At 38.1% G+C, this 13,027-nt stretch carries 16 protein-coding genes and 1 riboswitch; of the genes, 8 read left to right on the plus strand and 8 right to left on the minus strand.

Translation table 11 applies throughout. The features are described from left to right. Positions 1-367 precede the first annotated feature (367 nt). The 4 genes from ACFX40_RS02875 to ACFX40_RS02890 form a co-directional block, all read right to left on the minus strand. On the minus strand, positions 368-610 hold the full coding sequence (locus ACFX40_RS02875; RefSeq protein ID WP_028414204.1) for a hypothetical protein: 243 nt from the start codon (positions 608-610) through the stop codon (positions 368-370). 67 nt (positions 611-677) lie between these two features. Continuing rightward, positions 678-779: riboswitch (SAM riboswitch) on the minus strand. Between the two features lie 63 nt (positions 780-842). Continuing rightward, positions 843-1,997 (minus strand): M20 peptidase aminoacylase family protein, encoded by a 1,155-nt coding sequence (locus ACFX40_RS02880; protein ID WP_263034420.1) that lies wholly within the window; start codon positions 1,995-1,997, stop codon positions 843-845. 40 nt (positions 1,998-2,037) lie between these two features. Further along, positions 2,038-2,550 carry a GNAT family N-acetyltransferase gene (locus ACFX40_RS02885; protein WP_263034421.1) on the minus strand — a complete coding sequence of 171 codons (513 nt, stop codon included), beginning with the start codon at positions 2,548-2,550 and terminating at the stop codon, positions 2,038-2,040. Between the two features lie 203 nt (positions 2,551-2,753). Then, on the minus strand, positions 2,754-3,998 hold the full coding sequence (locus ACFX40_RS02890) for a methyl-accepting chemotaxis protein (protein WP_181869405.1): 1,245 nt from the start codon (positions 3,996-3,998) through the stop codon (positions 2,754-2,756). Between the two features lie 261 nt (positions 3,999-4,259). On the opposite strand from ACFX40_RS02890, the gene ACFX40_RS02895 reads away from it, so the two are divergent. Beyond that, entirely contained in the window at positions 4,260-5,012 is a 753-nt protein-coding gene (locus ACFX40_RS02895) for a M48 family metallopeptidase (protein ID WP_028414208.1), read from the plus strand. 212 nt (positions 5,013-5,224) lie between these two features. On the opposite strand, the gene ACFX40_RS02900 is transcribed toward ACFX40_RS02895, so the two are convergent. Then, positions 5,225-5,632 (minus strand): DUF1259 domain-containing protein, encoded by a 408-nt coding sequence (locus ACFX40_RS02900; RefSeq protein ID WP_025749486.1) that lies wholly within the window; start codon positions 5,630-5,632, stop codon positions 5,225-5,227. Between the two features lie 252 nt (positions 5,633-5,884). On the opposite strand from ACFX40_RS02900, the gene ACFX40_RS02905 reads away from it, so the two are divergent. From ACFX40_RS02905 to lepB, 3 genes are all read left to right on the plus strand, one after another. Further along, positions 5,885-6,223 (plus strand): YmaF family protein, encoded by a 339-nt coding sequence (locus ACFX40_RS02905; protein ID WP_263034422.1) that lies wholly within the window; start codon positions 5,885-5,887, stop codon positions 6,221-6,223. Positions 6,224-6,615: 392 nt separating this feature from the next. After that, a complete protein-coding gene (locus ACFX40_RS02910; protein WP_060746685.1) occupies positions 6,616-6,951 on the plus strand; it encodes a LapA family protein in 336 nt (111 codons plus the stop codon). A 190-nt stretch (positions 6,952-7,141) separates the two neighbouring features. After that, entirely contained in the window at positions 7,142-7,693 is a 552-nt protein-coding gene (gene lepB / locus ACFX40_RS02915) for a signal peptidase I (protein WP_013055900.1), read from the plus strand. A 36-nt stretch (positions 7,694-7,729) separates the two neighbouring features. On the opposite strand, the gene ACFX40_RS02920 is transcribed toward lepB, so the two are convergent. Next, positions 7,730-8,176 (minus strand): YndM family protein, encoded by a 447-nt coding sequence (locus ACFX40_RS02920; RefSeq protein WP_263034423.1) that lies wholly within the window; start codon positions 8,174-8,176, stop codon positions 7,730-7,732. Positions 8,177-8,317: 141 nt separating this feature from the next. Here ACFX40_RS02920 and ACFX40_RS02925 point away from each other — a divergent pair, with 141 nt between their 5' ends. Further along, a complete protein-coding gene (locus tag ACFX40_RS02925) occupies positions 8,318-9,193 on the plus strand; it encodes an aldose 1-epimerase family protein (RefSeq protein ID WP_263034424.1) in 876 nt (291 codons plus the stop codon). A 192-nt stretch (positions 9,194-9,385) separates the two neighbouring features. On the opposite strand, the gene ACFX40_RS02930 is transcribed toward ACFX40_RS02925, so the two are convergent. Further along, positions 9,386-10,252, minus strand: a complete 867-nt coding sequence (locus ACFX40_RS02930) for a gamma-glutamylcyclotransferase family protein (RefSeq protein WP_028407845.1) — start codon at positions 10,250-10,252, stop codon at positions 9,386-9,388. A 5-nt stretch (positions 10,253-10,257) separates the two neighbouring features. Next, positions 10,258-10,656, minus strand: a complete 399-nt coding sequence (gene gloA2, locus ACFX40_RS02935; protein ID WP_014461134.1) for an SMU1112c/YaeR family gloxylase I-like metalloprotein — start codon at positions 10,654-10,656, stop codon at positions 10,258-10,260. A gap of 147 nt (positions 10,657-10,803) precedes the next feature. Between gloA2 and ACFX40_RS02940 the strand changes: the two genes are divergently transcribed. The 3 genes from ACFX40_RS02940 (at position 10,804) to ACFX40_RS02950 (ending at position 13,012) form a co-directional block, all read left to right on the plus strand. Further along, complete coding sequence (locus ACFX40_RS02940; protein WP_014461135.1) at positions 10,804-11,004, plus strand: hypothetical protein; 201 nt, start codon at positions 10,804-10,806, stop codon at positions 11,002-11,004. Positions 11,005-11,231: 227 nt separating this feature from the next. After that, complete coding sequence (locus ACFX40_RS02945; RefSeq protein WP_013055894.1) at positions 11,232-11,597, plus strand: MerR family transcriptional regulator; 366 nt, start codon at positions 11,232-11,234, stop codon at positions 11,595-11,597. Positions 11,598-11,656: 59 nt separating this feature from the next. Then, positions 11,657-13,012 carry a hemolysin family protein gene (locus ACFX40_RS02950; RefSeq protein ID WP_013082163.1) on the plus strand — a complete coding sequence of 452 codons (1,356 nt, stop codon included), beginning with the start codon at positions 11,657-11,659 and terminating at the stop codon, positions 13,010-13,012. Positions 13,013-13,027: the final 15 nt, after the last annotated feature.

The raw sequence follows: 13,027 nt of genomic DNA on the forward strand, positions 1-13,027 counted from the left end.
GGCGCTGCCTTTACACACATGATAAAAAAAGAGTGCGCGGCTAGGGATAGCACCGCACACTCTTTTTTTACTTTTGGTCATCTTCTAAAAAGTCTAGGATACGATCAATAAGCTGTTCGCTTCCTGCATCGTTTCCGTGTTCAAGAGACATTTCCATTTCAATGCTCCTTTCATAAAATATTCTTGTTTTATAACATACCACAATTCATTTCGAATGTAACCTTTAATTTGTGTAAAAATTTCGACAATTTACGATCAATTTTAAAACCTAGTGAGTATTGATTATACCCACCAGATTCTTTGCTTGTCAAAAACCATGCTTTCTATTTAAAACCACTTAAAAAATAGAGGCGCGAGCAGACTTTTTCTATAAAAGACAGCCTACTCGCTCAAGCTTGGAACAGCATGATGAATAAATTTCTAGTTCATTTGCTTTTTGTACATCTTTAATATCTATGCCTACAGCATATGTACGAACATGGTTTTCGACCACAATTTCATAAAATGTTTCTAACTCACGATAAGCTACTTGATAATGCTTTCCTAATAATTTCACTGCTTCCTTTAATGCTTTCTCTCCTGTATGTGCTGCAACTGCTGTATGACTCATAAAACCCTCTCCTTTTAGAAAAATAAAAAAACTCATTTTGCTTTGATGCAAAATGAGTTTTTCACCCGTTTTATCACCCAAAGCACATGCTTTGCTGGTAGGAGCACCTTACATTCGTAGGTTGCTGTGGAGTCAAAGAGCCAGATCTCTCGTCCACTCGTGATAACTTTTTTAATTTAAAATTTATTTTATCAAACAATTTCATCCGCGTAAATAGAAAAATAAAAATATTTTAATTTTTTCGGTAATGGAATGAATTCAAAAAATGAAAACTGAGATTAGCAAAATAAGAAGCTGCTACAAGCAATGCCTCTTCATTTAATGAAAAAGAAGGATGGTGCCATTCATATTCTCCAGCTGTACCCATCCATACAAAAAATCCTGGTACATGCTGCTGATATACGGCAAAATCTTCTCCTCCAGGCGATTGTTCAGCTTCTACGACTTGGTAACTAAGATCCTCTGCCGCTTTAGTAGCCAGTTTTTCCAGCGTATCATCATTGTTGACTACAGGAAGATATGGATACCATTTAACGTCTACTGAAGCCCCGAAAGCTGCGCCAATCCCTTCAGCAGTTCGTTTCATAAGAGCCGGTATTTTTTCTCTTGCTTCTTCTTGAAAGGTACGCACCGTTCCTTCAAGCGTTACTTTGTCAGGAATGACGTTCCACGAGCTCCCTCCATGGATTTGAGTTATGCTGACAACAACATTTTGAAAGGGGCTGAGATTACGGCTGACAATGGTTTGTAAACTAGTAACAATTTGACCAGCAGCAGCAATCGGATCTATTGTTTTTTCAGGAATACCCGCGTGACCTCCTACTCCTTTGACGTCAATTTCAAAACGATCAACACTTGCCATTAAAGGTCCCGGTTTGATACCAATGGTTCCTACAGGAAGATCCGGTTTGTTATGCATCCCAAATATCGCTTCCACTCCTTCGAGCACACCTTTTTCAACTAGCATTTTTGCCCCAGAAGCCGTTTCTTCAGCTGGCTGAAAGATAAATCGAACCGTGCCGCAAAGCTCCTGCTGACGCTCTTTAAGAAGGATAGCTGCTCCGATTATAGAAGCCGTATGAAAATCATGACCGCACGCGTGCATAACACCGTTCACTTCAGAAGCAAATGGCAGATTGGTTTTTTCTTCAATTGGCAGCGCATCAATATCAGCTCGAATAGCGATAGTAGGTCCCGGCTTTCCTCCTACAATTTCTGCTACTGCCCCTACGTCTAATTGGAATGTATCCGCTATAGAAATATCATAGTGCTTTAACCACTTTTTAATACGTTTAGTTGTTTCATATTCTTTCATTGAAAGCTCTGGAAACCGGTGCAGCTCACGGCGTATGTCTATTAACTCGTTTAGTAGTAATTGATCTGTCATATTTATCACTCTTTCACATTTCTTAATTTGGATCACTTCTTTATCTTTTACGACAAAAGTGTACCTTATTGAATTTTTTATAAAGAAATACGGTCGTATAACCTTCTGCAAGGTGCTTTTCTTTAGCTTGAACATATCCTTTTCGTTCATACATCTCAACTAACCAAGGATGTTCTTTTGCTGTTCCTAAAGACACACCTGGTGATTTAAACATATTTTTTATTATCTCTTCCTCTACTAGATGCAGCAGCTTAGATCCAACGCCTTTCCTGGCAAACGACGGGTCTACTGCAAACCACCAAAGATGCGGAACTGCAAACGGACCTGGATGTTCTCCCCAAGGCATTCGTATAGACACAGTTGCAGCGATTCTTTTATCTTCTTCATATACATAGCAAAGGTTTTGAGAAATATTTTTCTTAACAAGAGCAAGATCAGCAGTAGCTGCTAAGAAAGGAATGCCTAGCTCTCGAATAGGCTTATATGCTTGTAGAGTTAAGTTCAATAAGTTATCTGCGTCGTCATTTGTTGCCAAACGGAATTCATTTTTCATCTCTTCGTCTCCTTATGTAGTGCTTAAATATTTTATTTAACTTATAAGTTTACTAAGAATTAAAAAAGACAGACTGCCGCCTTGCCTCACTATACAACTGCTTTTATAACGTGTCAATTCTATTTATCGTTTTCTATAAAGGGTATAAATAAAACAAATACACGCAGTTTTCTGCGCGTATTTGTTACATATCAAGACAAATTTTAGGACTCACTTACCGTAGCTTTTAAATTAGCTGCCAACACTACAAGTTCTTCTATAGATGCTAATTCCTCCTGTGAAGCCGCTGCTACTTCTTCAGCATAAGCAGCTGCTTGTTTGGCAACCTCTGAAAGCCCCATGACAGACTCCATTACCTTGAACGAATACCCATCAATCTCTCCTGTTGCCCTTGTCATTTTGTTCATTTGTTCTTGAGCAGCAAAGACATCTTCCATGATTGTGGAAAATTGTTGCGTTACATCTTCGACACTGGCAATCCCAAGTGTGACTTCTTCTGTATTGACTTCCATGTTTTGATAAGCCTGCTTTGCCTGCGCTTCAATTTCTTTTAACAGATGACTGATTTGTATAGCGGACGTTTTAGATTCTTCCGCTAGCTTACGTACTTCCCCTGCTACTACAGCAAAACCTTTTCCATGTTCCCCAGCTCTTGCAGCTTCAATAGCAGCATTAAGTGCAAGAAGATTTGTTTGTTCAGCAATTCTTGTAATCGTGTCAATAATTCGTCCAATCTCTGTAGAACGATCTTCGAGTCCCTTTACTTCACTGGTGGATATCTTAACTGATTCATAGATTTTATTCATTTGATTCGTCACCTCTTTCACCGAAACATTGCCAGTGGAAGCATGTTCAGAGGCTCTGTTCATCGATTGTTGTACCTTTGAAGAATGATCAGTCATTTTCTGAAGCAGTTTGGCCATATCCACCATAGCTTGCTCGGTTTCAACCACATTTAGCAACTGCTTATCAGAACCCGCAGCAATTTCTTGAATAGACATCGTAACTTCTGTCACAGCTGTTTTTGTTTCCTCCATGCTTGCAAGCAATTGCTCTGAGGAATGACTGACCGTGTTCTTTGTTTTACTTATTTTCTGACGCAGCATTCTCATGTGAGTCATCATTTCATTAAATGAAGATATGAGTGTACTAATCTCATTTTTCCCTTTCAAAGGAACAACATCTACAGATAAATCACCGTTTGAAATCCCTTTCATTGTTTTTGACAAATTTTCAACCGCAATTATGTAGCGACGTATGATAAAATAGAACACGGTAGTTGTAAAAGAAACAAACAGAAATGTAATCACTAGCGTAATCGAAGCTGCTTGCTCTTGTTTCACAATAAGATAATAATTTGTTACTTCAATTACAGTAGATGTTATGGCCACCATGGCTGCAATCATACATAGCATTTTCATGCGTAAACTTTGAAAAACTTTTTTCATTTTTTCATCCCCTATACAATCTAAAGACATAGAATGTCTAATCTATATTAGTAGTATCGGCATATTTTTATATTTTTTTGTAAAAACTAAAGAAGAATTGAAACAATTATTATTGGCGCTTTTCCACTAAACATTGGAATACATATCATTCTGCAAGGCGCTGCAACAGCAGTTGATAACTGTCTGATTATTCTTTCATTTGACCAAACTCTACCTTTGCTTATAAAATGAAGATTTGTAGAAAGGAGTACGAAAAATTTTATGTATACGTATCAAACAGGCAATCAAACAATTGACTACAAAATTGAAGTCGTTCCAAATAGAACCGATATCACGGTGCAAATTTGTGACAAAGAAGGGGTAAAAGTTATTATCCCAAGAGGTCTTAATGAAAACAATGTGCGTTCAATCATCGCACGCAAAGCAACATGGATTTTAAAACAACTAAACGGTTCACAGCCAGCTGAGGAAAAGCCAGCTGCGCCAAAAAAAGAAGCAGTAAAAAAAGAAACAGCTAAAAAAGAGGCTCCTAAAGCAGCAGCTTCTGCAGCTAAAACTGGTTCTTTTGAAGAGGGAGACAAATTCCCTTACCTAGGACGTCAATACCGCTTAAACATCGTTCGTGGAGATGTAGCAAAGGCTGAAATGACATTCCGTGCAAAATTCATTGCTACAGTACCTGAAAGCTGGAACGAGCAGCAAACAAATGAAGGTATTGGACAACTATTAACAGAATGGTACCAAGGCCGCGCAGGTGAAAAATTCCAAGAAGCTTTGAAATCTGTTAAAAAAGCAGCTGACAATGCTCCTGAATCTGTTAAGTGGGACGAGTTAGGCGAAGAATACGCTACGACTCAAGATAATACAATCGTATTAAACTGGCGTTTGCTAACAGCTCCTCTTGCAACAATTGAATATGTCATTGCTTCTCAATTTACAAATGCAGATGAGTTATTCGAAGATGCAGCTGAACGCAAACAGTGGTTAAGCGATAACACCCTAAACGCATTTTAAGTTTATACATAAAAAAAGCACGCGGCGAACGCGTGCTTTTTTTATTTGGATAGAAGTACCCGAATAATCTCACTCCTCAAAAATTAGTTAATCTGATAGGTTCATTCAAGCGCAGTTTATAAACCAATATATAATATACATGTTTAAAGTTTTATTAATCTAATTTTAAAAGCAGTAAGTAAGAATAAACTGATTCTATAAAAAACTGCTTTCTATCCTTTTAATACTTTAAACGCTTCTCTTACTTTTCGTGCAAAATCTAACGGTGGTTCTACAGATTCAAAATGCATATACATTGCTCTCGGCTCTTCAAATAGCCAATGGTTGTGAACGGCCGTAACCTTAATATCTCTTTTTCTAAGCTCCGTTAATAATGGATTTACCTCTTCTTGCAAAAGCACGGTTTCACCTAGATTTAGCGCTCTTCCCTTGCTATCTAAATCTTCAAAAGTAAAAAATTGAGGAGTAACTAACGGAGAGCGTGTTGGACGCCCTAAAATTTTAAAACGAATCGTCCGAAATTTTTGTACTAAACAAACGCCATTTTCATCTAAACTGCCTTGTCCACCTAGAATTCTCGCAAACTCCTGACATAGACTCTTTTTATTTTCCCAACTCATTATGCTGACTTCCTCTCTTGTAATAACTTGTCCTACCTTAATAAATATATGTGAAAGTTATCAAGTAGAAACGGCAAACACACAGGAAAACTACCCATTTTATAAATCCTGATTATCAAAAGTCATATTTATTTTTCTTTGTTCATATCAATAGCATGTATTTTTGAATTTAACTAAACAGAGAAATTTAGATGCCATTTAAAAAATTTACTTAAGCAGTTTTTTTAAATTGAATTTATAGGGGGAAGTAAAATGAAAAAAATAGGCAAGGATGATTTTATTTCAGGGTTTGTTCCTCATCATAATCATGGCTCAGTGGACTACACTTCTGTTGCGTCAGGACATGTCCATCAGTGCCTCGATGTAACGTCTCCTCCAATTCAAAGCGAGGATGGAAGCCACATTCACTATACAGAAGGCTATGTTGTTTTTGAAGACGGACATACACATCATTACAAAGCCTACTCTGGTCCCGCTATTCCCGTTGGCAACGGTATGCATGTTCACTATTATGACTTTTATACCAGCGAAGACAACCAGCATCGGCATCATGTCAAAGGTGTAGACCATCCTGCTCCGGGCGATAGATAATGAAATAGTTTAATGCAATTAAGCCAAAGTCTCAGCTTCTGAACTGATTTTCATCTTGTGTTTATACCCCTTTATTAACAGTGAGACCTTTAATAGATAAAGGTCTCTTTGTGCATATATGAGTTAAATGCCAGTCTCTCCCTCTGCTTAAGCAAAAAAGGATATGCGAGCTCTTTATTCCAAAAGTTCGACATACCAGGTCTTTGGACATGTCAAAGTTTCTACACCAATCGATATATTGTGTTTTGAAAGAAAGATATATATAATCAAGAAAATGTTTGATTTTGTTTAAATGTGGATACGTATACCTATAAGCAAGATAGCAAACACTTAAGATGAGTGGTTACGCTATAAAAGTTGTAATGACCATGTAAAGAAAGGAAGTGCAGCTTATGAAAGGACAGAGCTTTTTTATTTTAGGACTTATATTTGCTCTTATCATTGCTGTTTTAGCTGTAATTAACAACGATCCTGTACAATTTAACTATGTATTTGGTTCACAAAAATGGCCTCTTATTTTAATTATCTTAACAACGGCCGTGTTTGGAGGAGTTGTTGCTGCTTCATTGAGCTTTGTGAAAATTGTTCAACTAAGAGGACAAGTGAAACAGAAAAACAAGCGAATTGCTGAGCTGGAAGAAGAAGTCAAGCAGCATAAGCCTGTTGCGCCTGTTGTGGAAGAAGAACCAAATCAACCAGCTACTCGAACTGAGCGTGCTCAGTTATAATAAAGAAGAGCCGTTATTCTAGAGAATAGCGGCTCTTTTCATTTTTTGTTCCGCCCAGCATATTTTTGGCATATACGCATAAATAGATAGATATGGAAAACTTTAGTTCTGAATGGTACAATCAACACTGTTATATCTCTATGAAAAACTTAAATTGACAGTCTTACCGTTAAGAAGGTGTTCATCCATTATGGTCAATAAAAAAATAAAGCGTGAAATTCTTACATACACAAGCGTCATCCTCGGCACCGTTTTGCTTTCTGTTGTCGTTCAGCACTATTGGTTTCAGCCCTACACTGTAAAAGGCGATTCTATGAAGCCTATTTTGCACGAAGGCAATCGAATTATTATTAACAAACACAGTAAGCTGGAGCGCTTTGACATTGTCGTTTTGCAAGCTCCCTACAGCAGTGATTTTCTAGTAAAGCGTATCGTGGGCTTACCAGGAGAAACGGTCGAATACAAAGATGATGTTCTGTATATAAATAACAAAGTCAAAAAAGAGCCGCATCTCCATAAATATTTATCCAAAGTTCCTGCTTACGAGCGATTCACTGAAAATTTTTCCACGTACGAACTGTCTCCAGACGGCACGATACCGGATGGATACGTATTAGTGCTAGGTGACAACAGACGTATCAGCCGAGATGGCAGGCATTTTGGCCTCACTCCGATTTCTTCGATCATGGGAGAAGTCAATATGAAATACTGGCCTTTAAAGGAAATGACTTTTATGCATTAACACATAAAAAAGAAAGCTCAAAAGTGAGCTTTCTTTTTATTTTGGATTTTCCTTGTTTTCTACATGCTGTTCTTCTGCAAATTCTGTGTCATACGCTAGTTTTCGCTTAAAAGCGGGACGCGTTCTCGCCGTATGTTTCGTTTCAATATGGTTGAATAAGTAGCGGTGAACAAAAACCTCGGCAAATGTAATAATAGCTGCAGAAATAAAACTTCCCCAAGCAATTTGAACGTAGCTGTCTAATAACAATGTTCCAAAAATCCATACGCTCATATAGGTTAGAACAAATTCAACAATAATGGCATCACGGTTGCCCACTCGAGGCAGTACAATTCGATCCACTACTAAATATGTCACAACTGTCGTTAGCAAGCTAAAAGAAATAATATCTCCGATGGTTGCATCAAAAAACAAATCAAGGCCTATACCAAACGCAATAAGTGCCGCTGCAAATTTAATGAGCAATAATGTTGCATGATTCATATTTGAACCCTCCTTTTTCTATATTAATTTGAACAAAAATAGGGAAATTAATACCTTTTTTGCCAAGAAGGGTATAATATAGGCAAAGCCAGTACGGTTGAGGCTGCTCGAGCGTACAAGAATGATTTGGGAGATGTTGTAATGATTGTACTAGAAAATAACCAAATGAAAGTCAGCATTCAAGAAAAAGGAGCGGAAGTTGTAGAAGTATTTCATAAAGAAAAAGACCTGCAGTTTATGTGGAGCGGCGACCCCGCTTATTGGGGACGAGTATCGCCCGTATTGTTTCCGATTGTGGGCAGATTAAAAAATGATCAGTATACCGTTGATCAGCGCGAATACTCTTTGCCGCAGCACGGTTTTTTACGTGATTCTGCTTTTAGCGTGATCGAACAAACAAACGAAACGGCACGGCTGCAATTTGCTACAAACGGCTGCTTTAAAGACGTATATCCGTTTGAATGTTCAGTTGAAATCAGCTATCGTCTTGAAAGCAACCGATTAACGTTTCAGTGGAAAGTAGTGAACGAAGATAAAGACGATATGTATTTTTCAATTGGAGCCCACCCTGCTTTTCGTATTCCGTTACGTGAAAACGAGCAGATTTCTGATTACTTTTTAGAAATAGAGCCTTCTGAAACTACGCCGAAGGAATTTATATTAAAAGACGCTCTTATTCATGAAAAAGGAGCTGCAGAAAATTTGCATCAGCTGCCGCTAAGCCCAGATTTATTTGCAAATGATGCGTTAATTTTTAGTCATATTGACGGAATTACGATTAAATCGCCGGTTAATGAAAATCAAATTAACGTTCGGTTTAATGATTTCCCTTATGTCGGTATTTGGTCAAAGTATGATGCAGAAAATCATACAATCGCTCCTTTTCTTTGCATCGAACCTTGGTTTGGAATTGCAGATACGCATGATCACAACGGAAATTTCAAAGAAAAATTAGGCATCAACCGTTTATCAAAAGACGGTGTATTTCAAACAGAGTTCTCTGTTACCTTTAGCTAATGCAACAGAGAACATAACACAATCAATCCAATCTTAAGATGAACAAATGGGGATACATGAGCTGGGCTGCTTGTTACATCGCTATTGATTTCCGTGCAATTCTTCGTTCACCATAACATTGAAAAGCTCCGCACGATTACTCGTTCGGAGCTTTCTTCAACTAAACTATTTTTGTCCCTACTTCTTTTTATATTAGTTATTTACAACATCGCTATTTTTTAGCGCATGGACTTGCTCTATTAGCTTCTGAACGTATTCTTCGCTGAGTACACCTGTTGCTCCTCGAATAATTTCAGTCGAATAGTGATCCGGAGGTGCAACTTCTTTTTCTTTATTTAACACAAAAAAAGTAAGCACATGATCCACCATCTTACCTTCATGCTCAACAGAAATAATAGCAGGACGATAGCCGTTATTATCTACGCCTTCTCTGCCATACAGGTACGTAATGGCTTCAGGCGGCACGCGGTACAGTTTGCCTTCAACGACTCCGCCTTCTTCAACCATGTCTGCACGTCCTCCGTCATGAATAACGTGGTTATATCGAAGCGTATAGCCATTGAAAACAGCTCTGCCGAGACAGTCTTGGAAATGCTGATCCACCCCGTGCTTAATAAAACGATCGTTATCCATACATGAACCGTAAGCGAAATACAGCATACCTTCTAATAAATCTTCTTTCCACACGCGCCAGTTTCCGCTCGGGATAAATTCGTGCAGCAGCGAACGATCGCTTGCCACATACACAACGGCTTCAAATTCACCTTGGTCCGTTTCAACCGTTTGCACAACTTTATCATATTCATTGTCTTTATGACCTTCATGAATGTATCCTTCTAATTCATCAAGAGCCTTCCACATAAGCTGATCGGTCACTTCATATACTTCTCCGTATACAATATGTTCACTGTCGATATCGAGCATAGGATAGCCTTGCTTTGTGTCATATAATTTCCCTTTCGTTTTTGCCTGCTTGGCAATAGAGCGCGCATGATGCAGCAATCCGTGATTACCTTCTCCTTCAAGAAGCGTTCCGTATACAAATAAATAATTGCACATACTCCTTATTCCCCCTCTTTCTCTTCATAAAGCTCTAGCGGTAACCCGTCTGGATCAGCAAAAAAAGTGAATTTTTTTCCCGTTAGTTCATCTACCCTAATAGGTTCCACATCAATCCCTTGCTGCTCTAGTTCACGCTTAGAATCCTCTACGCTTTCAACCGCAAAAGCTAAATGTCGTAAGCCGCACGCTTCAGGCCTTGAAGGACGCTGTGGCGGATTTGGAAACGAGAACAACTCAATTTGATAGCCAGGAGCTACTTCTAAATCTAGCTTATATGAATCTCTTTCTTTTCTATATGTTTCTTCTATAATCTTGCATCCTAACACATTTACATAAAAAGCTTTTGAACGTTCATAATTACTTCCTATAATGGCTACGTGGTGCATTCGTTTTAAATTCATTTCATTCTCCCATAAAAACCCTTTTCTAATCATCCTACACAAAATGCCGGCAAACATCAAATAATTACGTTATCACCTTTGACGAGAGTGATAAAAGTCACGGACATAGCGCCTCATAACGAGTAACATAACAACGAGGTGAATAACATGATTTCGTTAACATTTAAAGCAAGAATTGACCGAACTCAAAATTTAGATTCGTTAAAAGAAGAAGCGTCTATTATGCACCGTATTGCTGATCAGCTATCTCCAATGAGCCCTGAGTTCATAGAATATACTGAACGTATTCAATATGTGTATGAACGCATGCACATTATCGTACGTCATCCTACTAAAAAACTCGCTTAATATAAGCGAGTTTTTTTATAAAATCTTTGTCAAACTACCTTATTTTGAGATATACTGAATGCTAATAAAAAAATGAAACTTTTTGATCTTACGCGCGTATACTTAATTACGATAGGATAAAAGATAAATAGTTACGCAGATAAAAACCATCACGTGATGGTTGACATAGTTAAAGGAGGTGGTATTCTGATGGGGTTGCGACATACAAAATTGGCGAACTTGCAGAGATGGCACATGTAACGAAACGCACGGTTGACTATTATACCAACATTGGTTTGTTAAAAGCAGAACGCTCTGCTTCTAACTATCGCTTTTATAACGAAGAAGCGCTGAAACGTCTTTACTTAATTGAAAAATTAAAAAGCGAAGGCCGTTCTCTTGAAGAGATTTCTTCTCTATTTTCTATAGAGCAATCCGAGAATAGCCACTCCAAAGACGAATTAGCATCCAAATTTTACGTACTAAACGACAGTTTAAAAGAAGTTGCACCGCTTATGGAAAAGCTGAATGAAGAAGATCGAAAAGTAATGATGAATCGGCTCTCACCAGAAAGCGTCACTCTTTTGCACTCTTTACTGCTGCTGCTGTCGTAAATTTATTATTTACAGGAGGTGTTTACTTACTTTATAGCATTATAAAGTAAGTATATTCATTGATAACCATTAACTTAATTATTTTTGCGATTTTAATTGTACTCACTGCTTTTTTCGTTGCTTCAGAGTTTGCAATTGTGAAGCTTCGTAGTTCACGGGTAGATCAACTTGTTGCTGAAGGAAAAAAAGGAGCGAATGCGGTTAAAACCGTGACGACACACTTAGATGAATATTTATCTGCGTGTCAGCTTGGTATTACGATTACTGCTTTAGGACTCGGTTGGTTAGGAGAACCGACTGTTGCGAAGATTGTAGAACCCCTGTTTGAAAAAATGGGTGTTGCTGCATCTTTAACACATATTCTTTCATTCATTATCGCATTTGCGCTTGTAACGTTTGTTCACGTAGTCGTTGGTGAATTAGCGCCAAAAACATTTGCGATTCAAAAAGCTGAAACAGTTACGTTATTGTTTGCTCGTCCGTTAATTTTATTCTATAAAATTATGTTCCCCTTCATTTGGTTACTAAATGGTTCCGCCCGTTTATTAACTGGAATGTTTGGATTAAAGCCAGCTTCAGAGCATGAACTTGCGCACAGTGAAGAAGAGCTGCGCATTATTTTATCAGAAAGTTTTAAAGGCGGGGAAATTAACCAGTCTGAATATAAGTACGTGAACAACATTTTCGAATTCGATAACCGTGTTGCTCGCGAAATCATGGTACCAAGAACAGAAATTTCAGCTGTTTCTGAAGACGACAGCATTGAAGATTTCTTAAAGCTTGCTGTAGAAGATCGCTACACTCGCTACCCTGTTACCGTTGACGGAGACAAAGATAACATTATCGGCTTAGTCAACGTCAAAGAGATTCTAAACGATGTCGTAATTAACGATGCGTTAAAAAAGCAAAGCGTGAAGCTTTATATGAATCCTATTATTCAAGTGATTGAAACCGTAGCGATTCAAGACCTACTGCGCTCGATGCAAAAGAAACGTACGCATATGGCTGTGTTGATTGACGAGTACGGCGGTACGGCTGGTATCGTTACCGTTGAAGATATTTTAGAAGAAATCGTTGGAGAAATTCGAGATGAATTTGATACAGATGAAAAGCCGCTTGTTCAAAAAATCAGCGATCAGCATTTTGTCTTTAACTCAAAAGTACTGCTTGAAGAAGTCAACGAAGTGCTTCATATCGAAATTGAAAACGACGATATCGATACAATTGGCGGCTGGATGCTAATGCAAAATATCGATATCCAGGAAAGCGAATCGTTCAAACTTTTCGGATACGAGTTTATTGCAAAAGAAATGGACGGTCACCAAATGAAAGAAGTAGAAGTACGTGCCCTTCCTGAAGAAGAACGCGTGCAGCCTGAAAGTCATTCACCAGAACAAGAAGTTACACAAGCATAATAGAAAGAGCCGCTT

Source organism: Priestia sp. YIM B13552 (assembly GCF_042787775.1).
Taxonomy (GTDB): domain Bacteria; phylum Bacillota; class Bacilli; order Bacillales; family Bacillaceae_H; genus Priestia; species Priestia megaterium_E.